Below are 22,643 nucleotides of genomic sequence, written 5' to 3'. Positions count from 1 at the left end.
GGGAGGGCGAAAATCGCGGTAAGATGCGTCGTCTCCGTACTTTGCCGTATGTATCATGCCTTTGCCGCCACCATCCGTCGGCCGCCAGCGGGTCCATGTGCGGCGCATCGAACTCGAGGGGTTTCGCCGCGACGACGGCCTGCTCGAACTGGAGGCGTCCCTCGTCGATGTGAAGGACGTCGACTATCCGATCGCGTCCGGCCTCCGGCCTGCTGGCGAACCCATCCATTTCATGCGGGTGCGTGTCACGCTGGATCCGGCTTTTACCATCGTCGATGCCGCTGCCAGCTCCGAGCGAGTGCCTTATCCCGGCGGTTGCGAGGTGATAACGCCGGACTATCGGCGCTTGATCGGCCTGAACCTGGTCCGGGGCTTCCGCAAGACCGTCGGTGAAATGTTCGCCGACGTCCGTGGCTGCACCCACATTTCCGAGTTGCTGCTGTCGCTGCCGACGGCGGCGATCCAGACCTTCGCGACCTTCCGTCGCGACAACGAAGACACCGGCGAAAAGCCCTTCCAGCTCGATCGTTGCCATGCGCTCGAGACCTCGACCGAGACGGTGCGTCGCTACTATCCGCGCTGGTTCCGCAAGCCTCCGCAGGCCGATTGAGCGGATTGTGCAGTGCGCTAAACCGGACTTATGCCTGCCATAAAAACAGTTATAATCCCGCGATCTTGCGGTAACCACGCATTGCTGCGCGCGTGCCAATGGATGGGGTCGGGCGGCACGTCCGGCCGGCAGCGGTGTGCGCCGGACGAGGGAGACGGCGCCCGTCGCGGAGCGATGCTCCGAAGCGTCCCATCAACCTGCTCGCGGCGGCAAGGCACGCCGTGACTTCGATCGAAGGGCAACCATGAAGATTCATGAGTATCAGGCAAAAGAAGTACTGAGAAAGTACGGCGTCGTCACGCCGCGCGGCATCCACTGCACCAGCGTCGACGACGCTGTCAAGGCAGCGGAGCAGCTCGGCGGCAAGATCTGGGTGGTGAAGGCCCAGATCCACGCGGGCGGTCGCGGCAAGGGCGGCGGCGTGAAGGTTGCCAAGTCGCTGGACGAGGTGCGCCAGTACGCGTCCCAGATCCTCGGCATGCAGCTCGTCACCCACCAGACCGGCCCCGAAGGCCAGAAGGTGCGCAACCTCCTCATCGAGGAAGGTGCAGACATCCAGCACGAATACTATGTTGCCGCGCTGACCGACCGTGCCACCCAGAAGGTCGCCATGATGGCCTCCTCCGAAGGCGGCATGGACATCGAGGAAGTCGCGCACAACACCCCCGAGAAGATCATCAAGGTCTTCGTCGATCCGCTCGTCGGCCTGACCGACGCGCAGGCCACCGAACTGGCCAAGGGCATCGGCATGCCGGAAGGCTCGGTGGCGCAGGCCGTCGATACGCTGAAGAAGCTCTACACCTGCTACATGGAAACCGATGCCTCGCTGGCGGAAATCAATCCGCTCATCCACGAGGGCAACGGCACCGTCAAGGCACTCGACGCCAAGTTCAATTTCGACTCCAACGCGCTCTTCCGCCACCCGGAAATCGTCGCCTACCGCGATCTGGATGAAGAAGATGCCGACGAGATCGAAGCCTCCAAGTTCGACCTGGCCTACATCAGCCTCGACGGCAACATCGGCTGCCTGGTGAATGGTGCCGGTCTGGCCATGGCCACCATGGACACCATCAAGCTGTTCGGTGCCGAGCCGGCCAACTTCCTCGACGTCGGTGGCGGTGCCACCACCGAGAAGGTCACCGAAGCCTTCAAGATCATGCTCAAGAACCCCAAGGTCAAGGGCATCCTGGTCAACATCTTCGGCGGCATCATGCGCTGCGACACCATCGCCACCGGCGTGGTCGCCGCGGCCAAGGAAGTTCACCTCTCCGTCCCGCTCGTGGTGCGCATGAAGGGCACCAACGAGGAGCTCGGCAAGAAGATCCTCGCCGAGTCGGGTCTGCCGATCATCTCCGCCAATACCATGGCGGAAGCTGCCACTGCAATCGTGGCTGCGGTCAAGTAAGGAGAGTCTGAATGTCCATCCTGATCAACAAAGACACCAAGGTCATCACCCAGGGCATCACCGGGAAGACCGGTCAGTTCCACACCGAGAAGTGCCAGGAATACGCCAACGGCAAGAACTGCTTCGTTGCCGGCGTGAACCCGAAGAAGGCTGGCGAAAAGATTTTCGACATCCCCATCTACGCCTCGGTGAAGGAAGCCGCCGCCGAAACCGGCGCCACCGTCTCCGTCATCTACGTTCCGCCCGCCGGCGCTGCCGACGCCATCTGGGAAGCGGTCGAAGCCGACCTTGACCTGGCGATCTGCATCACCGAAGGCATCCCCGTCCGCGACATGCTGATGGTGCGCAACAAGATGAAGGCCAAGGAAGCCGCCGGCGGCAAGAAGACCCTGCTGCTGGGGCCGAACTGCCCGGGCCTGATCACGCCTGACGAGATCAAGATCGGCATCATGCCGGGTCACATCCACCGCAAGGGTCGTATCGGCGTTGTGTCGCGCTCCGGCACCCTGACCTACGAAGCCGTGGCGCAGCTCACCGAGCTGGGTCTGGGCCAGTCCTCGGCGGTCGGTATCGGTGGCGATCCGATCAACGGTCTGAAGCACATCGACGTCATGCAGATGTTCAACGACGATCCGGACACCGATGCGGTGATCATGATCGGCGAGATCGGCGGTCCGGACGAAGCCGAAGCGGCGCAGTGGTGCAAGGCCAACATGAAGAAGCCGATCGTCGGTTTCATCGCCGGCGTCACCGCGCCGGCCGGCAAGCGCATGGGCCACGCCGGTGCGCTGATTTCCGGTGGCGCCGACACCGCCGATGCCAAGCTCGCCATCATGGAAGAGTGCGGCTTCAAGGTGACGCGCAACCCGTCGGAAATGGCCAAGCTGCTGAAGGCGATGCTGTAATCGTTTTTGGCTGTAAGCCGTGAAAAAGCGCCGGCTTGCCCGGCGCTTTTTTGTCTACCGGGCAGGACGCGCGGCTAGAATGAATCGACCTTCCACCCTCGCGATGGTCCGCTTTTTCTGTGGCTGTGCCGATCTGCATGTCCGAGCCGACGTCATCCCTGCTGCGCTGTGCCAGTCGCTCGCATGTCGGCAGGGTGCGCCTGCGTAACGAGGATGCGCTGCGTGTCGATGCCGCGCACGGCTGGCTGGTACTCGCCGACGGCATGGGTGGCTACCAGGGGGGAGACGTCGCCGCCAACCTGGCGGTCGACGTGGTGTTGCGCAGCCTGCAGCGCGATGCGGGGGTGCCGCGTGATGCCGAGGCTGTCGCGAGGATTGCGCGTAGGGCGGCCGAAGACGCCAATGCCGAGATTCGGCGCGTCGGGGTCTTGCGTCCGGAGTTGGCGGGCATGGGGGCTACCCTCGTGGTCGGCGTTTTTCTCGCCGATAAGCTCGTCTGTGCGCACGTCGGCGATTCCCGCTTGTACCGCTATGCCGATGGGCGCCTGGATTTGCTCACGCGGGACCATACCCTGCTGCAGGAGCAGGTCGACGCCGGCATCATGCGTCCCGATGAGGCGCGACGTTCGCGCTATCGCGGCATGCTGACCCGCGGATTGGGGGTCGCGCCATTGCTTGATACAGATATCGCCATCCATCCTGTCCGGGAAGCTGATATCTTCCTGCTCTGCTCGGACGGCTTGACCGACATGCTCGATGACTGCGAAATTGCGGCGGCGCTGGGCGATGGTGGTGAACTGGACGAGATGGCGGATCGCCTGGTCGAGGCGGCGAACGACAACGGTGGTCGGGACAACATTTCCGTGATCCTTGCCCAGTGCGCCGGGGTGACGGATAACGATGACGGGTTCGCGTAGTGCGCGGATCGAATTGACGGGTACGGTAATGCCGAAGTTGATACTCAGCATGGACGGACTGGTGCTCAAGGAAATCGCCCTCAGCAAGGAGCGCACGTCGATCGGCCGCAAGGCGAACAACGACATCCAGATCGACAACCTCGCCATCAGCGGAAATCATGCCGTCATCACCTGCATTCTCAACGACGCCTTCCTCGAGGATCAGAGCAGCACCAACGGCACCTATGTGAACGGGCAGCCGATCAAGAAGTACGTGTTGCAGAACAACGACGTGATCGAACTCGGCAAGTACAGGCTGAAGTATCTGACCGACTCGGCGCAGGTCGGCCTGGCGACATCGGAGATGATAGATACCGCTGCCCTGAAGCCCTTCAGTGCCCCCTTCGATGCGCCCGAAGAGTCGGCCGGCTCGCGCCCGGCGCCAGCGCCGGGCAGTGCGGCCGGACAGCGTACGCAACTGCTCCGTCCGTCAGCGGAGGAGTCGGAGCCGCTGAAGTCCGACGCGCCGCCAGCGGCCGGTGCCGATCATCTAGGCGTGATCCAGGTGCTCAACGGTGCCAATGCCGGCCGCGAACTGGAGCTGTCGAAATCGCTCACCACGCTGGGCAAGCCGGGACGGCAGGTGGCGGTGATCACGCGCCGGCCGCACGGCTACTTCATCACCCATGTCGAGGGCGCCAGCTTTCCCATGGTCAACGGCCGCACGCTCGACGCGCAGGCGCATCGCCTGAATGATCACGACATCATCGAGATCGCAGGCGTCAAAATGGAGTTTTTCCTGCGCGTCTGAAGCGAGTCGGAGCTGCGTGATTTTTTGCACATGGCGTCGTCGGCGCGGGGTGCTAAGGTCCGCACGGTAAGCGCATGGGCGGGCCAGTGCGCTCCATGGAACAGGTGCCGGTCAGCAATTTCTCATGAAACTCAAGGTGCTAGGGTGCAGCGGCGGCATCGGTGGCGCGCAAGCGCGAACGACGTCCTTCCTGGTTGATGATGACATTCTCATCGACTGCGGCACCGGCGTGGGCGATCTGGAGTACGAGCAGCTCAAGCGTATCGACCATATCTTCATCACCCATGCACACCTCGACCACATCGCGTCCATTCCGCTGCTGATCGATTCGGTCGGTGAGGCGCGCGGCGTGCCGGTCACGGTCTATGGCTCGGCGGAAACCATCCGCATCCTGCGTTCGCACATCTTCAACTGGCTGATCTGGCCCGATTTTTCTGCGATTCCCGACCGCCATCGACCCTTCCTGCGCTTCCAGGTCATCAAGGTCGGAGAGTCGGTGCGGTTCGGCGCCGGCACGGTGACGGCGCTGCCGGCGCATCACACCGTACCGGCCGTGTCCTACTGTCTGGACAGCGGCAAAGGGCAGCTGCTCTATTCCGGCGACACGGCATACTGTCCGGAGCTGATCGCGGCGATCAACCATACCGAGCGGTTGCGTCACCTCATCATCGAGACCGCCTTCCCGAACGAGCAGCAGGGGCTGGCGCTGGCCTCGCGCCATCTGTGTCCCAGTTTGCTGACCGCCATGCTGGACGAGCTTACGGTGTCGCCCCAGGTGCACATCAGTCACTTGAAGCCGGGTGTCGATGACCGGATCATGGAGCAACTCGGTACTTATGCGGGGCGGCTGCAGCCGCAACGCCTCATGCAGGGCCAGGTGCTGGACTTCTGACCGGCCTGCCGGGGCAGGAGCAGGGACAGTGCGCTGCGGAGCCGCAAAGCTTACGCCCTGCCGTTAGAATGCGCGTTCCGCATTCATCTCACGCTGATACGAGACCCATGAGCGCATTGCCCGGAAAAGCGACGGCCGGTGGTGAGGTCGCCCGCCGCCTGGCCTTCTTCAAGGGGCTGCAGGCGATTACCACTCGCGTCCATGCGACGCAGGACATCGACGAGATCATCTTCGAGCTGTCGGCCGACATCTGCGCCCTGTTCGATGCCGAGCGCCTGTCCATCTACGTCGTCGAGGATCAGGGGGCGGTGATTGCCACCAAGGTCAAGACCGGCCTGCAGAGCGTGCAGAACATCCGCCTGCCGGTGGCCGAGAACAGCATCGCCGGCTATGTCGCGGTGTCCGGCAAGGTGCTCAACATCGCTGACGTATACGACGATGCCGAACTCAAGGCGATCTCGCCCAAGCTGGAATTCCGCCGCGAGGTTGACGAGGTGACCGGCTATCGCGCGCGCCAGATGCTGGTGGCGCCCATCGTCAACCCGGAAAACGGCAAGCTGCAAGGGGTGATACAGCTCATCAACCTCAGTATCGGCGGCGCCTTTTCCGGCTTTGCCGAAGAGGGCTTGCTTGGCCTGGCGCAGACCCTCGGGGTGGCCTTCGGTCGCCATACGCAGGCGCCGATGCAGCCACGTTCGCGTTTCGACGCGCTGGTGGCGGACGGTCGCATCACCGCGGAGGAATTGGGGAACGCTACGCGCAAGGCGCGCGAGAGCGGCGTGTCCGTCGAGCTGACCCTGATGTCGGAGTTCGGCCTGCGCGAGGCGGAGATCGGCGAGGCCGCAGCCCGCTTCTACGGCGTGGCCTACGAGCCCTATCGCCCGGATCGCGTCAAGCCGATGGATCTGCTGCGCAACATCAAGCGCGACTATGTGCAGCAGAGCCAGTGGCTGCCGCTGGAGGAGACAACCGAAGGCGTCGTCATCATGACGACCGATCCCGAGCAGGTGCGCGGCTCGCGCATCGCGCAGAACGTCTACCCGAAAAAGAAGCTGGCCTTCCGGGTGACGACGCGGGCGGAGTTCGAGCGCACCGTCAACCAGTTCTTCGAGGCGCAGCTCGACACCAGTTCGGTGAACGATCTCCTGTCGGGGCTGGACGACGACAGCGACGAGAGCAGCCTGTCGGACGACGTCAATGCCGCGGCGGACAACGAACTCGTCAAGCTGGTGAACAAGGTCATCATCGACGCCTACAAGCAGGGGGCCTCCGACATCCATGTCGAACCGCGTCCGGGCAAGGAAAAGACGCTGATCCGCTTCCGCAAGGATGGCACCCTGGTGCCTTACATCGAGGTGCCGGCGAGCTATCGAAACCCGCTCGTCACCCGCATCAAGATCATGTGCGACCTCGACATCTCCGAGCGGCGCCGGCCGCAGGACGGCAAGATCAAGTTCCGCAAGTACGCGCCGCTCGACATCGAGCTGCGGGTTGCCACCGTGCCGACGGCCGGCGGTACAGAAGACGTGGTGATGCGCATCCTGTCCAACAGCGAGCCCATCCCGCTTGGCGAACTGGCGTTGTCGCCGCGCAACCTCGAACGCCTGCGCGAGACCATCGTCAAGCCGTATGGCGTGTTCTTCGTGTGCGGTCCGACAGGCTCGGGCAAGACCACCACGCTGCACTCCATCCTCGGCTACATCAACACGCCCGAAACCAAGATCTGGACGATCGAGGATCCTGTCGAAATCACCCAGAAGGGCCTGCGGCAGGTGCAGGTGAACCGCAAGGCCGGGCTGGACTTCGCCACCATGATGCGGGCCTTTCTGCGTGCCGACCCCGACGTCATCATGGTCGGCGAAATGCGCGACCAGGAAACGATGTCGGTGGGGATCGAGGCGTCGCTCACCGGGCACCTGGTGTTGTCCACCCTGCACACCAACAGCGCGCCGGAGTCCGTCGTGCGCCTGCTGGACATGGGGATGGATCCGTTCAACTTCTCCGATGCCCTGCTCGGCGTGCTCGCTCAGCGCCTGGCCAAACGTTTGTGCCGGCACTGCAAGCAGGCCTACGAGCCGGAGCCGGCCGAGATCGACCACCTGCTCGACGAGTACTGCGCCGACATGCACCTGACGCCGGCTTTCGCCGCCGATCCAGATGCGGCCCGCGCCGAGATCCTTGCCCAGTGGCGTGCCCATCATGCGGACGTGGATGGCCGCTTCAAGCTGTTCCGCGCGGTGGGCTGCCCGGAGTGCAATCAGGGTTACCGTGGCCGGGTGGGGCTGCACGAACTGATGATAGGCAGCCCCGACATCAAGCGGGTGATCCAGGAGCGTGGCCACCTGGCGCAACTGTTGGCGGTGTCGCTGGCCGAGGGTATGCGCACCTTGCGCCAGGACGGGATCGAGAAGGTGCTCGGCGGCATCACCGACCTGAAACAGGTCCGCAAGGTCTGTCTGCGCTGAGGCCGGCGACGGCGGCCGGTCTGCGCAAGCAGCTGGCTGCCGGGTAAAATGCAGGGCTCGATCCCCTGGAGTCCTGCCTCATGTTCCGCATCGCCCCCAGCATCCTCTCCGCCAATTTCGCCAAGCTCGGCGAGGAGGTCAGTCAGGTCGTCGCCTCGGGTGCGGACTGGATCCACTTCGATGTGATGGATAACCACTACGTGCCCAATCTCACCATCGGGCCGCTGGTGTGCGAGGCGCTGCGCCCGGTGACGAGCGCGCCCATCGATGTACACCTGATGGTCAAGCCGGTCGACCGCATCATCCCGGATTTCGCCAAGGCCGGCGCCAACATCATCACCTTCCACCCCGAGGCGTCCGAGCATATCGATCGCAGCCTTGGCCTGATCCGCGATTCCGGCTGCCAGGCCGGACTAGTGTTCAACCCGGCGACGCCGCTGCACTATCTCGACCACGTCATGGACAAGCTCGACGTCGTGCTGCTGATGAGCGTGAACCCCGGCTTCGGCGGCCAGAAGTTCATCCCCGAAACCCTCAACAAGCTGCGTGCCGCGCGCGCCAGGCTGGACGCCTACGAGGCGCAGACCGGCCGTCGCATCCTGCTGGAGATCGACGGCGGCGTGAAAGTGGACAACATCGCCGAGATCGCCCGGGCGGGTGCCGACACCTTCGTGGCCGGTTCGGCCGTGTTCGGTGCCGGCAGGGAGGGCGATGCGAACCGCTACGACAGCGTGATCGGCGCGATGCGCGCCGAGCTCGCGACGCTGTCGGCGGAGTGAGCGGGAGCGGCCGGATGAACGCGCGATTCAACGCACGGGCGGTACTTTTCGATCTCGACGGAACTTTGCTCGACACCATCGGCGACCTGGCCGAGGCCGCCAATCGCATGCTGGCCGAGCTCGGGCGTCCGCTGCGGCCGCTCGCAGAAGTGCATAGCTTTGTCGGCAAGGGGCTGCCCAACCTCGTACGGCGCTGCCTCACCGAGAACGCGTCCGCGACCGAGGCCGAGATCGAGGCAGCGATCGGGGTTTTTCGCCGCCACTACACCACGGTGAACGGCCTGGGAACGCGCATCTACCCGGGCATCCTTGAAACCCTGGCCGAGATGCGGGCGCGCAAGCTGAAGCTGGCGGTGGTGACCAACAAGGCGGGCGATTTCACCAGGCCCTTGCTCGCGCATATGGGTATTGCTCATCACTTCGAGGCGGTGGTCAGCGGCGACACCCTGCCGGTGAAGAAACCCGATCCGGCGATGCTGTTCCACGCCTGCGAACTGCTCGGCGTACCGGCGGAGGAGGCGCTGATGATAGGCGACTCCGCCAACGATGCGCTCGCCGCGCGCGCGGCCGGCATGCCGGTGCTGCTCGTGACCTACGGCTACAGCGAGGGCATGCCGGTGGACACCATCGAATGCGATGGGCTACTATCGAACGCACTTCAGGCGCTGGACCATATCGTTGCGGCATGACCGCCGCCACAGCGCCTGCCTCCTGCGGTAGCGGACTCAGACCAGAAAGCATCGTGACTCTCGAACAGCGGTTCCCGGACAAGGATTTTGCGAACGCACAGCAACGCGCCGACTGGCGCGGCGGCTGGCGTTGGCCTGTGGGCCACTAATACGCATACCCCTTGCGGGTCGCCGGCTGCGCGGAACCAGCAACACCTCCGCGATTCCCAGGCCGGCCTCACCCGCCCAAGCAGTCGTCCGGATCCAACCGTCTTCGTGGAGCACCCATGCTCGAACAGGAATTCAATGCCCTCGCAGCCGAGGGCTACAACCGCATCCCGGTCACGCTCGAGACCTTCGCCGATCTCGACACGCCGCTCTCCATCTACCTGAAGCTCGCCAACGAGCCCTACACCTATCTGCTGGAATCGGTGCAGGGCGGCGAACGCTTCGGCCGCTATTCCTTCATCGGCCTCGCATCGCCGACCCGCATCGAGGTCTACGGCCGCTCGGCCCTGCTGCTCACCGGCAACCGCCTGGTCGAACGGCGCGATTACGGCGACCCGCTCAACTTCGTTGCCGAGTTCATGAACCGTATCAAGGTGCCGCCGCGCGAGCATCTGCCGCGCTTTGCCGGCGGGCTGGTGGGCTGCTTCGGCTACGACACGGTGCGCTACATCGAGCCGCGGCTGGCCAAGACGGAAAAGAGCGACGAACTCGGAACCCCCGACATCCTGCTGCTGCTGTCCGAGGAGATCGCCATCGTCGACAATCTCACCGGCAAGCTGACGCTGGTGGTGTATGCCGAACCGGAGGTGCCTGGCGCCTACAAGCGCGCCAGGAAGCGCCTGCAGGAACTGCTGGCCCGGCTGCGCGCGCCGGTAGCGATTCCGGAGGACGTGCGCGCCGAGCCGGCGCCGGCGGTGTCCAGCTTCGGCGAGGAGGCCTTCAAGGACGCGGTGCGCCGTGCCAAGCAGTACATCGTCGACGGCGACATCATGCAGGTGGTGCTGTCGCAGCGCATGAGCAAGCCCTTCGCCGCGCATCCGATGGCGCTCTACCGGGCGATCCGCTCGCTGAATCCGTCGCCCTACATGTTCTATTTCAATCTCGAGGACTTCCACGTCGTCGGCGCCTCGCCGGAGATCCTGGTTCGCCTCGAGGACGACACCGTCACCGTGCGGCCGATCGCGGGTACCCGCAAGCGCGGGGCTACCGTCGCCGAGGACGTGGCGCTGGAAGAAGACTTGCTGGCCGACCAAAAGGAGCGCGCCGAGCATCTGCAACTGCTCGACCTCGGCCGCAACGACGCCGGCCGGGTGTCGGAGACCGGCACCGTGAAGGTCACCGAGCGCTTCACCATCGAGCGCTACTCCCATGTGATGCACATCGTGTCCAACGTCGAGGGCAAGCTGAAGGATGGGTTGGACGCGCTGGCGGTGCTGCGTGCCACCTTCCCGGCGGGCACGGTGTCGGGCGCGCCCAAGCTGCGCGCAATGGAGATCATCGACGAGTTGGAGCCGGTCAAGCGCGGCATCTACGCCGGCTCGGTGGGGTATCTTGGTTTCCACGGCGACATGGACCTGGCGATCGCGATCCGCACGGCGGTGCTCAAGGATGGTCAGATCCACGTGCAGGCGGGGGCGGGCATCGTTGCCGACTCCGACCCGGATGCCGAATGGCAGGAAACGCAGAACAAGGCGCGGGCCATGCTGCGGGCGGCCGAGATGGCCGAGGGCGGGCTGGATACGCAGGTTTGAGGTTTGTGCCGCTGGTGACTTGGTGAGCTGAAACCGGCGGCACGGGTGGTTTTGTTACCGGGCTGCGGAACTCGCTCGCTGCGCTCGCTCGGACAGTCCTTGCCCTTCCACAAACACCACCCATGCCGCCTCAGGGTGGCGAGGGCCCGGACGCCGCGTGCGGTGAATCGTGGAGGATGTGCGGGTGTTCCTGGAGCCGGCGAGGACTGTCCGAGCCCGAAGGGCGAGTTCCACAGCCGGCGGAAGGAATTCCCGCGCAGCCTCCAACGCGCGCCCACCGTTCAGTCACATACCGCCCGGCGCTACACAGATATTCCATCGCGTCGAAGCCAGAATTGGCAGCCGCGACGCAGCGAAAAAGGAAAACCGACATGTTGCTGATGATCGACAACTACGACAGCTTCACCTACAACCTGGTGCAATACTTCGGCGAACTCGGCGCCCAGGTGAAGGTGTTCCGCAACGACGAAATTACCCTCGAGCAGATCGCTCACATGAAGCCCGACCACCTGGTCGTCTCGCCCGGACCGTGCTCGCCGGCTGAAGCCGGCATCTCGGTCGCCGCGATCCGCGAATTCGCCGGCAAGCTGCCCATCCTCGGCGTCTGCCTCGGCCACCAGAGCATAGGTGCCGCCTTCGGCGGGCGCATCGTGCACGCGCAGAAACTCATGCATGGCAAGACCTCGCCGGTGCACCACAAGGACATCGGCGTGTTCCGCGGTCTGCCCAACCCGCTCATCTGCACCCGCTATCATTCGCTCGCGATCGAACGCGCCAGCCTGCCGGACTGTCTGGAGATTACCGCCTGGACCGACGACGGCGAGATCATGGGCGTGCGCCACAAGACGCTGGACGTCGAAGGCGTACAGTTCCACCCCGAATCGATCATGACCGAGCGCGGCCATGACCTGCTGAAGAACTTCCTCGAATCGAGCCGCAGCCTGCCTGCCGCCGCCTGACCGGAAAAAGCGAACATGACGATCACCGCCCAGCAAGCGCTCCAGCGCACCATCGAACACCGCGAAATTTTCTTCGACGAAATGCTGTCGCTGATGCGCCAGATCATGGCCGGGGAAATCTCGCCGGTGATGACCGCCGCCATCCTCACCGGCCTGCGCGTCAAGAAGGAAACCATAGGCGAAATCACCGCCGCCGCCACCGTGATGCGCGAACTCGCCACCAAGGTGGTGGTGCCGCCGCCGCATGACCACTTCATCGACGTCGTCGGCACTGGCGGCGACGGTTCCCACACTTTCAACATCTCCACCGCCACCATCTTCGTCGCCGCCGCGGCCGGCGCGCGCGTCGCCAAACACGGTAACCGCAGCGTGTCGTCGAAGTCGGGCAGCGCGGATGCGCTCGAAGCGCTCGGCGCGAACATCATGCTCACGCCCGAACAGGTGGCGGAGAGCGTCGACGCCACCGGCATCGGCTTCATGTTCGCGCCCAGCCACCACAGCGCGATGAAGAACGTCGCCCCGGTGCGGCGCGAGATGGGCGTGCGCACCATCTTCAACATCCTCGGCCCGCTCACCAACCCGGCGGGCGCGCCCAACACCCTGCTCGGCGTCTTCCATCCCGACCTCGTCGGCATCCTGGTGCGGGTCATGGAACGCCTCGGCGCCAACCACGTGCTGGTGGTGCATGGCCTGGACGGCATGGACGAAGTCAGCCTCGGCGCCGCCACCCTGGTCGGCGAACTCAAGGACGGCAAGGTCACCGAGTACGAGATCCACCCGGAAGACTACGGCCTCGCCATGGTCGGTAGCCGCAACCTGCGCGTGGCCGATCCCGAGGAGTCGCGCCAGGTGCTGCTCGGTGCGCTCGAAAACAAGGAAGGCCCGGCGCGCGAGATCGTCGCGTTCAACGCCGGCGTCGCGCTCTACACCGCCAACCTGGTCGATTCCATCGGCGCCGGCATCCTTCGCGCCCGTGAGGTGCTCGCCAGCGGCGCGGCGCGCGCCAAGCTCGACGAGTACGTGCAATTCACCCGCAAGTTCGGGAGCGCCTGATGAGCGACATCCTGCAGAAGATCTGCGCGGTCAAGCGCGAGGAAGTCGCCGCCGCGCTGGCCGCCAGGCCGCTCGCCACGGTGCGGGCGGAAGCCGAAGCGCAGCCCGCCGCGCGCGACTTCGTCGGCGCCATCCGCGCGAAGATCGCCGCCGGCCGCGCCGCGGTGATCTCCGAGATCAAGAAGGCCAGCCCCTCCAAGGGCGTGATCCGCGAGGACTTCCGCCCGGCAGAGATCGCGCAGTCCTACGAGGCCGCCGGCGCCGCCTGCCTGTCGGTGCTCACCGACAAGCCCTTCTTCCAGGGCGCGCCGGAATACCTGCAGGCCGCCCGCGCCGCCTGCGCGCTGCCGGCGCTGCGCAAGGATTTCCTGGTCGACGCCTACCAGGTGTATGAGGCGCGCGCGATGGGCGCCGACGCCATCCTGCTGATCGCCGCCTGCCTGTCGCTGGCCGAGATGCAGGAGATGGAGCAGATCGCCCGCAGCCTGGGCATGGCGGTGCTGGTCGAGGTGCACGACGGCGAAGAGCTGGAGCAGGCCCTGCAGCTGCAGACCCCGCTCATCGGCATCAATAACCGCAACCTGCGCACCTTCGAGGTCTCGCTGCAGACCACGCTCGGCCTGCTGCCGCGGCTGGCGTCCGAGGCGGAGCGTATCGTGGTCACCGAGTCGGGCATCCTCAAACCGGAAGACGTCGCGCTGATGCGGGCCAACGGCGTCAACGCCTTCCTCGTCGGCGAAGCCTTCATGCGGGTGCCCGATCCGGGTGCCGGTTTGCGGGCACTTTTCGGCTAAAGCATGGGCGAGCCGGACGCACCCGATGCGGTGGCGCCGGCCCCCGGCGCCGCGCCGGGCAAGCGCCGGCGCTGGTTGTACGCGCTGGCCAGCGCCGCCGCAGCCGTAGTCGGTGCCGCCGTGTGGGCGCTGGCCACCGAGTCCGGTCTGCAGCTGGTTGCTGGCCTGGCCAGCCGCGTCACCAGTGGTCAGTTGCAGTTCGACGAGCCGCAGGGGCGGCTGATCGGCCCGCTGCGTATCGCCCGCATCCGCTATACCTCATCAGGTCTTACCTTTCGCGCCGATGAGCTGGCGCTGGATTGGCAGGCCGCCGCGCTAGCACGCGGACGCCTGCAGGTCGACCGCCTGAGCGCAGCGCGTGTCGAAGTTCGACTGCCGGAGGCGGTCGATGACGCTGCACCCCTTGCTGCACCGGATTCGCTTGCGCTGCCGCTGGACATCGAGCTCTCCCTGTTTGCGCTCGACGCGTTTGCGCTCTGGCGGGGAAAGGCCTCCGAGCCGGCTTTCAGCATGTCCGCCGTGGCGGCCTCGCTGGTCAGTGAGGGCGGGCGACACCAACTGCGCAGCCTGCAGGCGACGCTGCCTTTCGGCGCGGCGACCCTGGCGGGAGAGATCGGCACCGCGCCACCCTTCACCCTCGCCGCACAGGCTTCCCTCGCCGGTAGGCAGGCCGGACACGACTTTCAAGTCGAGGCGAAGGCTGCCGGCGGGCTCCTGGCGCCGAGCGTCCAGGCCGATCTGCACGGCGCGCTCGATGGACACCTGGAACTGGAGGCGACGCCGTTCTCCAGCTTGCCGCTGCGCAGCCTGCGGGTGAAGGCCGGCGGAATCGACCCGGCTGCCTTCGTCGCCGGGGCTCCGACGGCGGCACTGAGTTTGGAGGCCGACCTGAGCGCGCGCGAGGCGGCGGATTTCGCCGGCGGCCTGCGCCTGGTCGGACCGTTCCGTATCGACAATGCCCGCCCGGACACCCTCGACCACGGCGGGCTGCCGCTCGCCGTGGTGGCGGGCGAGCTTGACTGGACGGCGGCGGCGATCGGCATCCGCAGCCTCGATCTGCGGCTCGCCGGCGGCGGGCGCCTGAATGGTGCACTGTCTTGGGCGCCGGCGGCGACGCCGAGTGCCGGCGACTTCGGCCGTCTCCAGGCCCGGCTCGCGCTGGACGATATCGATACACGCCGGCTGGATGCTCGCCTGCCGTCACAGCGCTTGGCGGGAACGCTGGAGGCCGAGGCCGACGCGCAGCGGCAGGCAGCGAAGCTGAAGCTGCAGGCCGGGACAGCACGCGTAGAGGCCGAGGGCGTGCGTCAGGTCGATGCGGCCGGAGTGGCGAGTTTCACGCTGTCGACCTTGCTGCGGGCGCTGAATCCGCAGGCGCTGTTCCCGGCGGCGCCGCGGGCTCAGGTGAATCTTGCGCTTGATGCGCACGGGCAGCTTGGCGACCAGGCTCATGTCGAAGCGAGCTTCCGTCTGCCCGACGGGCGCCTCGAGGGGCGACCGCTGCGGGGCGAGGGCCGCTTCCGCTTCGACGCTGGCTCCGACACGCCGCGCCTTGCCGATGTGGACATCGCGCTCGACGTCGCCGGCAACCGGCTTAGCGCCAGGGGCGCCTGGGGGCGTGAGCGCGATCGGCTGGCTTTCCTGCTCGACGCTCCCGCGCTGGCCGCGCTCGGCTACGGGCTGGGCGGCCGGCTGCGTGCGGAGGGCGAAGCCGGCGGTGGGCTGCAGGCGCCGTCGGGGCGCATCCAGCTGTTCGCCTCGCAACTGCGGCTGCCGGGCGGTGTCCAGGTCGCCGGGGCGAACGCGAGTGCTTCGCTGGCGGCGGGATCGAATGGTGCCGTGGCGCTGGCACTGGGTTTGTCCGGTGTGGGCCGGGAGGGGGCCGAGGCACCGTGGGTGGATGCCCTCCGCCTCGGGGTGGACGGGCGGATCGACGCGCACCGTGTCGAACTGAGCGCCGAAGGCGCGGCCGACCACCGCCTGCGTCTCGCGCTGGATGGCGGCTGGCACCCGGCCAGCAACCGGACCGGCTGGCAGTGGACCGGCAGCTTGAGTGCGCTGCAAAGCGAGGGCGCACTCGCGGTACGCCTGCTGGCCCCGGCGGCACTGGTGGCCGGGGCCAGCGGCGTCGATCTGGCGGCGGCCGAGTTCCTGGCCGGCGAGCAGGGGCGCATCCGCCTGGAGGAAACGCGCTGGTCGCCGGCATCCAGCGCCTTCCGCGGTTCGCTCACCGGCCTGTCGTTCGGCCTGGTCCGGCGCGCAGACGGACGGCCACGACGCGGCCCGGGGCCGCTGGTGCTGGGTGCGGAATGGCGTTTTCGCGTCGCCGATGCGGTGGATGGCGAGGCGCGCCTGTACCGTGAAGCAGGCGATCTTTCCGTCAGTGGCGAGCTTCCCACCCGACTTGGACTGGAGGCCTTGGAAGCGCGGCTGGTCGCGCGCGACAGCCGGCTGTCGGCCTCGCTTGCTGCGCGCGGCAGCGAATTCGGCGAGCTGTCGGGGACGGCCACCGCGGCGCTCGAGCGCGAAGGCGGCGGCTGGCGGCTGGCTCAGCAGGCCCCGCTGCTCGGTTCGGCCAGGTTGGCGATGCCGTCCATTGCCTGGCTGGGACGTCTGCTGCGGGAGAACGTCGAAACCGGCGGTCAACTGGAGGGGGCGTTCACGCTCGCCGGCACCCCGGCCGAACCGCGGGCGAGTGGCCGCATCCAGGGGCGTGGCCTCAGTCTGGCGCTGGTCGATCAGGGCTTGATCCTGTCCGGCGGCGAACTGGAAGCCGATTTCGACCGGGATTTCCTGCGCCTGGAGCGCCTCGCCTTCGTCTCGCCCAACCGGGTGAAACCGCGCGAGAGCCGAATTCCGTTTGCCACCCTGACATCCACACCGGGTTCGCTCGCCGCCAATGGCCGCATTGCGCTCGCCACGGGCATCGGCGAATTCGTCTTCACGGCGGATCGCCTGCCGATCCTGCAGCGCGCCGACCGCTGGCTCATCCTGTCGGGCAAGGGCGAGGCGAAGTCGACCTGGACCACCCTGGCCCTCGATGCCGATCTGCGCGCCGATGCGGGCTATGTGGAGATTGCGGAAACCTTGCCGCCCAGCCTGTCCGACGATGTCGTGATCCTGGGGCGGGAAGAGCCCACCGCTGGTGGCTTCGCAATCACCAGCGATGTGCGCGTCGCCCTCGGCGATGCACTCTATTTGTCCGCGCTCGGGGTGGAAACGCGCCTCGGCGGTGCATTGCGCCTGCGTCAGCAACCCGAGCGGCCGCTGGTCGCGATCGGCAGTGTGTCGACGGTAGGTGGCAGTTACAAGGGTTATGGCCAGCGGCTCGCGATCGAGCGCGGGCTGGTGAACTTCCAGGGGCCGCTGGACGATCCGGGGCTCAACATCGTCGCCTTGCGCAAGGGGCTCGCGGTGGAGGCGGGGGTGGCGATCACCGGCAGCGCGCGCCGTCCTCAGGTGCGCCTGGTGTCCGAACCCTCGGTGCCTGATCCGGAGAAGCTATCGTGGATCGTGCTCGGCCGCGCCCCTGATGCCAGCGGCGGTGCCGACCTCGCCTTGCTGCTGCCGGCGGCGCAGGCGCTGCTGGGTGGGCCGGGCGGCGGCATGACCGAGCAGCTGTCGCGCAGCCTGGGTTTCGACTCGTTCGCCATCGGTCAGGGGGAACTGAACAGCAGTTCGCGCACGGCCACCAGTCGTGTCGCCGGGAGTGGTACGACTATTGCGAGTGGACCGACGGTTGCCGGCCAGGTGCTGAGCGTGGGCAAGCGTTTGTCGACCGACCTCTTCCTGTCCTTCGAGCAGAGCCTGGGCGGCGCGGAGAGCCTGGTCAAGCTGACCTACCAGCTCGGTCGCCGCGTGTCGGTGGTCGCACGTGGCGGAACCGACAACGCGCTGGACGTGTATTACACGTTCGCTTTCCGCTGAATCGGCGCCGCGGTCGCGCGAGTGTGATCCAGTTGCGTCTGGTTACTATGTCTTTGGATATATTTTGCCCAGCGTGACGAATGACGCGAATGAAGTGCGTCGGGCGCTGTCTGATGCAGTAGATGCCGGCCATGGCATATGAGGAACGATCATGACGAACACGACTGTAGCCCCGACGCTGGAGACTGCGCTCCTTGGCGGGGGGTGTTTCTGGTGCCTTGAAGCGGTGTTCCGCGAGGTCGAGGGTGTCGAGCGCGTGGTGTCCGGTTACAGCGGCGGCCACCTGGATGCGCCGACCTACCGTCAGGTGTGCGCGGGCGGTACCGGCCATGTCGAAGTGGTGCAGGTCCACTTCGATCCGGCGCGGGTGAGCTATCGCGACCTGCTGGAGATCTTCTTCGTGATCCACGACCCGACCACGATGGACAGGCAGGGTAACGACGTCGGACCGCAGTACCGTTCGGTAATCTACGTCAATGGCGACGAACAGTTGCACACCGCGCTGGCGCTGATCGAGGAACTCGGCGAGGCGCGGGCCTATCCACGCGCGATCGTCACCAAGGTCGAGCGCGCCGGTACCTTCTGGCCGGCGGAGGTCGAGCACCAGGAGTACTACGCGCACAACAGCGACCAGCCCTACTGCCAGTACGTGGTGGCACCCAAGGTGGCGAAATTTCGCGACAAGTTCGGCGCGCGGCGCAAGGGTGCGGGGCACTGAACCATGCCGGCTGGAGGTCGGCGGACTGGGTTTGCGGCTGCGAGCGGTTAGAATCCGGGTTTTCAACCGGGGCGACCCGAGCAGGAGACACACATGACCCAGACCACTACCGCCAGCGGCCTCATCATCGAAGACCTCGAAGTCGGCAGCGGCGATGTCGCGGCGAAGGGCCAGATGGTTTCGGTGCACTACACCGGCTGGCTGACCGATGGCCGCAAGTTCGATTCCAGCAAGGATCGCAACGATCCGTTCAATTTCCCGCTCGGTGCCGGCCACGTGATTCGCGGCTGGGACGAAGGCGTCCAGGGCATGCAGGTCGGCGGCAAGCGCAAGCTGACGATTCCGCCGGAACTCGGCTACGGCGCCCGCGGCGCCGGTGGCGTGATTCCGCCGAACGCCACGCTGGTGTTCGAGGTAGAACTGCTGAAGGTGCTGTAAGCGGCGGCTGGCGATACTCAGGAGCACAACAGGAAAAAGGCGCTGTCCATCGGGCAGCGCTTTTTTTTTTAGCGCCGCGCCAGGGCCGGCGTGCGCCGCAAGGCGCCCAGCCCGAGCATGCCGACGCCCAGCAGTGCGAGCGTAAGCGAGCCCGGTTCCGGGATGGCGAGTACCGCGACCGGGGTGTTGGCGGTAGAGATGAGTCGATCTCCGCTCAGCCGTACCCAGTCGATCAGGGCGCCTTCGCTGTTGGAGCCGCCCGATCCGCCGCTGACGTCGGTCCAGAAGCGCAGGTCGAGCAGGGTATCGGTCCAGGCGAGCAGGGTGCTGAACTCGGAGAACACGAGTTCGGTGCCGCCCAGGCTGAAGCTGCCTAGGTTGGACCAGGTGCTGCTGCCGCCGACGCGGGCGTCGACATAGAGGTAGTCGGCGGCATCGGAGTCGTTATCGAACACTGCCCACGAGAAGGACAGCGTCAGGTTGTCGTAGCCGGTGGCGTCGATGCTCACCTGGGTGGCAGAAGCGTCGGGCGAGCCGGCGCGCGCATCGGTCAGCGCAAGATACTGGCTGCCATCGATGGTCACATCGCTGGGGGTCCGTTCGAGTTCGATCCAGCCGTTGCCGACGGTGTTGCCGCCGCTTCGATTGAAGTCGTCCTCGAACACGGTAACCGCGGCTGCCGGAGCGGCGAAGGTCCAGGCGAGGGCGGCGGTGCTGAGCAAATGCCAGGTTTTTTTCATGGCTTTTCTTCCCGCGGGCGATGTCGGATCGGGCTGGGCGAGGGCCGGCGTTGCCGGGGCCGTCGTCCGTCTGGCGCTTCAGCCGTACTGCAGTTTCATGGCGCGTGAACCGATCTTAGCTTGCGCCATGCCGGCGGCTTCGGGACTTATGTCACGCCGCATGTTTTTATGCCGAAGGACATAGCGATGGATTTGTGGCGAAAGTCACGCCGTGCCGGCGTGGCGGGCCTCAGCCGACTTCGGCGACCAGATCGACGATGGCCTGGCCGTAGGCTTCCATCTTGCGGTCGCCGATACCGCTGACGCCGGCGAGTTCGGCGAGGCTGGCCGGGCGGGCGATGGCAATCTCGCGCAGCGTGGCGTCGTGGAAGATCACGTAGGCCGGCACGTTGCGCTCTTTCGCGGTGGCGGCACGCCAGGCGCGCAGGCGGTCGAACAGGGTGGTCGGCACGCCGCCGGGGATGTCCATGGACGCGGTGGTGCGTGCCTTGCTGCGCCCGCGCTTGCGCTCGCGTTCGAGGCGGAGGTGGAATTCGGCCTCGCCACGCAGCAGCGGGCGGGCCAATTCGGTGAGGGCGAGCGCGTTGTAGCGCTCGTGATCGACCGCCAGGTATTCGCGCGCGATCAGCTGACGGAACACCGTGCGCCAGCGCTTCTCGTCGAGTTCGCTGCCTATGCCGAAGGTGCTGAGCCCTTCGTGCTGGCGTTCCAGCACCTTCTCGGTGCGTTCGCCGCGCAGCACGTCGATCAGATGGCCGGTGCCGTAGCGCTGGCCGGTGCGGTAGACGCAGGAGAGCGCCTTGCGCGCGGCCTCGGTGGCGTCCCAGGTCTGCGGGGGGCTGATGCAGTTGTCGCAGTTGCCGCAGGGGCCGGATTCCTCGCCGAAGTAGGCGAGCAGATGCTGGCGGCGGCAGGTGGTGGCCTCGACCAGGCCGACCAGCACGTCGAGCCGGTTGCGCGCGAGGCGCTTGAATTCCTCGCTCGCTTCCGATTCGTCGATCATGCGGCGCTGCTGCACCACGTCCTGCGCGCCCCAGGCCATCCAGGCCTGCGCCGGCAGGCCGTCGCGGCCGGCGCGGCCGGTTTCCTGGTAATAGCCCTCGATCGAGCGCGGCAGGTCGAGGTGGGCGACGAAGCGCACGTCCGGCTTGTCGATGCCCATGCCGAAGGCGATGGTCGCCACCATCACGATGCCGTCCTCGCGCAGGAAGCGGGTCTGGTGTTCGGCGCGCACATCCTGGCCGAGGCCGGCGTGGTAGGGCAGCGCGTTGATGCCCTGTTCCTGCAGCCAGGCGGCGGTCTCCTCCACCTTGCGGCGCGACAGGCAATACACCACGCCGGCTTCCGACGGAAACTCCTCGCGGATGAAGTTCAGCAGCTGGCGGCGCGGATCGTCCTTGTCGACGATGGTGTAGCGGATGTTGGGGCGGTCGAAGCTGGAGATGAAGCGGCGCGCGTCCTCCAGCCGCAGGCGGCCGGCGATCTCCTCGCGGGTCTGGCGGTCGGCGGTGGCGGTGAGCGCGATGCGCGGGATGGCCGGGTAGCGCTCCGGCAGGATGGACAGCTGCAGGTATTCCGGGCGGAAGTCGTGGCCCCACTGCGACACGCAGTGCGCCTCGTCGATCGCGAACAGCGCCAGCCGGTGGGTGTCGCGCAGGTGGTCGAGCTGGTCGAGGAAGCGCGGCGTCATCAGCCGCTCGGGCGCGACATAGAGCAGGTCGAGTTCGCCGGCGTAGAGCGCGCGCTCCACCCTGCGCGCCTCTTCCGCATCCAGGCTGGAGTTGAGGAAGGCCGCCTTGACGCCGGCTTCCACCAGCGCGCTCACCTGGTCGTGCATCAGCGCGATCAGCGGCGACACCACGATGGCCGTGCCCTCGCGCAGCAGCGCCGGCACCTGGTAGCACAGCGACTTGCCGCCGCCGGTCGGCATCAGCACCAGCGCGTCGCCGCCGGCCGCGACGTGCTCGACGATGGACTGCTGCTCGCCGCGGAACGCGGTGTAGCCGAAGACGTGCTCGAGGACGTGGTGCGCGGAGGTATGGGTGTAAGCGGACATCGGCCGGCATTTTACGGGAATCGGTGCCTTGCAGGCGGCGCGTGCTGCGCGCCCGAAGGCCAGGAAGGGGATCGGAAGGCAGGCTTGCAATTTAATAGACGACCGGTCTAATATGGGTCGCATGAACCAAGCGAATACCGCCCGCCGCCGTCCCGGCCGCCCGCCGCGTGTCGACGGGGCCCGCGAAGACACCCGTGCAGCCTTGTTGCGCCAGGGCATCGCAATGCTGACCGAGCGCGGCTTCAACAGCATAGGTATAGACGAAGTGCTGCGGGCGGTCGGCGTGCCCAAGGGCTCCTTCTATTACTACTTCGCCAGCAAGGACGATTTCGGTCTGGCGGCACTGCAGACCTATGCCGAGTACTTCGCCGCCAAGCTCGACCGCCATTTCCTCGATGCCAACCTCTCGCCGCTGGCGCGCGTACGCGCCTTCATCGACGGGGCCGACGCCGGCATGGGGCGCTACGACTACCGGCGCGGCTGCCTGGTCGGCAACCTCGGGCAGGAGATGAGCGCGCTGTCGGAGCCCTTCCGCGCCCGCCTGGAGGCGGTGTTCGCCGACTGGCAGGCCCGCCTTGCTGCCTGCCTGCAGGAGGCGGTCGCCGCCGGCGAACTGGCGGCCGACACCGACTGTGCGCGCTGGGCTGAATTCTTCTGGACCGGCTGGGAAGGCGCGGTGCTGCGCGCCCGCCTGGCCGGCAACGGCGGGCCGCTGCAGCGCTTTGGCGAGTTCTTCCTCGCCGCGCTGCCGCGTCCCGACTGACCCC

The 22,643-nt window shown here is 66.5% G+C and carries 19 protein-coding genes; 17 read left to right on the top strand and 2 right to left on the bottom strand.

Features of this window, described 5'->3' with window-relative positions; all coding sequences use genetic code 11:
• Positions 1-55: 55 nt before the first annotated feature.
• From CJ010_RS20435 to CJ010_RS20360, 16 genes are all read left to right on the top strand, one after another.
• Positions 56-610 carry a DUF2889 domain-containing protein gene (locus CJ010_RS20435; protein ID WP_141019760.1) on the top strand — a complete coding sequence of 185 codons (555 nt, stop codon included), beginning with the start codon at positions 56-58 and terminating at the stop codon, positions 608-610.
• A gap of 244 nt (positions 611-854) precedes the next feature.
• Positions 855-2,015, top strand: coding sequence for an ADP-forming succinate--CoA ligase subunit beta (gene sucC, locus CJ010_RS20430; RefSeq protein ID WP_141019759.1), 1,161 nt, complete (start codon positions 855-857; stop codon positions 2,013-2,015).
• Between the two features lie 11 nt (positions 2,016-2,026).
• Complete coding sequence (sucD, locus tag CJ010_RS20425) at positions 2,027-2,920, top strand: succinate--CoA ligase subunit alpha (RefSeq protein WP_141019758.1); 894 nt, start codon at positions 2,027-2,029, stop codon at positions 2,918-2,920.
• A 137-nt stretch (positions 2,921-3,057) separates the two neighbouring features.
• Entirely contained in the window at positions 3,058-3,837 is a 780-nt protein-coding gene (locus CJ010_RS20420) for a PP2C family serine/threonine-protein phosphatase (RefSeq protein WP_141019757.1), read from the top strand.
• Positions 3,838-3,865: 28 nt separating this feature from the next.
• Positions 3,866-4,627, top strand: a complete 762-nt coding sequence (locus CJ010_RS20415; protein ID WP_141019756.1) for an FHA domain-containing protein — start codon at positions 3,866-3,868, stop codon at positions 4,625-4,627.
• A 124-nt stretch (positions 4,628-4,751) separates the two neighbouring features.
• Entirely contained in the window at positions 4,752-5,519 is a 768-nt protein-coding gene (locus tag CJ010_RS20410; protein ID WP_141019755.1) for a 3',5'-cyclic-nucleotide phosphodiesterase, read from the top strand.
• 107 nt (positions 5,520-5,626) lie between these two features.
• The gene (locus CJ010_RS20405; protein ID WP_141019754.1) at positions 5,627-7,984 is read left to right on the top strand and encodes a GspE/PulE family protein; all 2,358 of its coding nucleotides are present in this window, start codon (positions 5,627-5,629) and stop codon (positions 7,982-7,984) included.
• Between the two features lie 80 nt (positions 7,985-8,064).
• Positions 8,065-8,763, top strand: coding sequence for a ribulose-phosphate 3-epimerase (rpe, locus tag CJ010_RS20400; protein ID WP_141019753.1), 699 nt, complete (start codon positions 8,065-8,067; stop codon positions 8,761-8,763).
• A gap of 14 nt (positions 8,764-8,777) precedes the next feature.
• Complete coding sequence (locus tag CJ010_RS20395; protein WP_141019752.1) at positions 8,778-9,452, top strand: phosphoglycolate phosphatase; 675 nt, start codon at positions 8,778-8,780, stop codon at positions 9,450-9,452.
• Between the two features lie 266 nt (positions 9,453-9,718).
• Positions 9,719-11,191, top strand: a complete 1,473-nt coding sequence (gene trpE, locus CJ010_RS20390; RefSeq protein WP_141019751.1) for an anthranilate synthase component I — start codon at positions 9,719-9,721, stop codon at positions 11,189-11,191.
• Between the two features lie 371 nt (positions 11,192-11,562).
• On the top strand, positions 11,563-12,150 hold the full coding sequence (locus tag CJ010_RS20385; protein ID WP_141019750.1) for an aminodeoxychorismate/anthranilate synthase component II: 588 nt from the start codon (positions 11,563-11,565) through the stop codon (positions 12,148-12,150).
• A gap of 15 nt (positions 12,151-12,165) precedes the next feature.
• Entirely contained in the window at positions 12,166-13,203 is a 1,038-nt protein-coding gene (gene trpD / locus CJ010_RS20380; RefSeq protein ID WP_141019749.1) for an anthranilate phosphoribosyltransferase, read from the top strand.
• On the top strand, positions 13,203-13,997 hold the full coding sequence (trpC, locus tag CJ010_RS20375; protein ID WP_141019748.1) for an indole-3-glycerol phosphate synthase TrpC: 795 nt from the start codon (positions 13,203-13,205) through the stop codon (positions 13,995-13,997). The genes trpD and trpC overlap by 1 nt, the downstream gene beginning before the upstream one ends.
• Positions 13,998-14,000: 3 nt before the next feature.
• Positions 14,001-17,924 (top strand): translocation/assembly module TamB domain-containing protein, encoded by a 3,924-nt coding sequence (locus CJ010_RS20370; protein ID WP_141019747.1) that lies wholly within the window; start codon positions 14,001-14,003, stop codon positions 17,922-17,924.
• A gap of 151 nt (positions 17,925-18,075) precedes the next feature.
• A complete protein-coding gene (msrA, locus tag CJ010_RS20365) occupies positions 18,076-18,642 on the top strand; it encodes a peptide-methionine (S)-S-oxide reductase MsrA (protein ID WP_141019746.1) in 567 nt (188 codons plus the stop codon).
• A gap of 93 nt (positions 18,643-18,735) precedes the next feature.
• Complete coding sequence (locus tag CJ010_RS20360; RefSeq protein WP_011767042.1) at positions 18,736-19,080, top strand: FKBP-type peptidyl-prolyl cis-trans isomerase; 345 nt, start codon at positions 18,736-18,738, stop codon at positions 19,078-19,080.
• Positions 19,081-19,148: 68 nt separating this feature from the next.
• Here the strand turns inward: CJ010_RS20360 and CJ010_RS20355 are convergent, their stop codons facing one another.
• Positions 19,149-19,820 (bottom strand): PEP-CTERM sorting domain-containing protein, encoded by a 672-nt coding sequence (locus CJ010_RS20355; protein WP_141019745.1) that lies wholly within the window; start codon positions 19,818-19,820, stop codon positions 19,149-19,151.
• A 229-nt stretch (positions 19,821-20,049) separates the two neighbouring features.
• Positions 20,050-21,876, bottom strand: a complete 1,827-nt coding sequence (gene recQ / locus CJ010_RS20350; RefSeq protein ID WP_141019744.1) for a DNA helicase RecQ — start codon at positions 21,874-21,876, stop codon at positions 20,050-20,052.
• Positions 21,877-21,997: 121 nt separating this feature from the next.
• On the opposite strand from recQ, the gene CJ010_RS20345 reads away from it, so the two are divergent.
• A complete protein-coding gene (locus tag CJ010_RS20345; RefSeq protein WP_141019743.1) occupies positions 21,998-22,639 on the top strand; it encodes a TetR/AcrR family transcriptional regulator in 642 nt (213 codons plus the stop codon).
• Positions 22,640-22,643 lie beyond the last annotated feature (4 nt).

The sequence above is a fragment of the Azoarcus sp. DD4 genome, assembly GCF_006496635.1.
Lineage (GTDB): Bacteria > Pseudomonadota > Gammaproteobacteria > Burkholderiales > Rhodocyclaceae > Azoarcus.
This window is presented reverse-complemented; position numbering and strand designations above follow the sequence as displayed.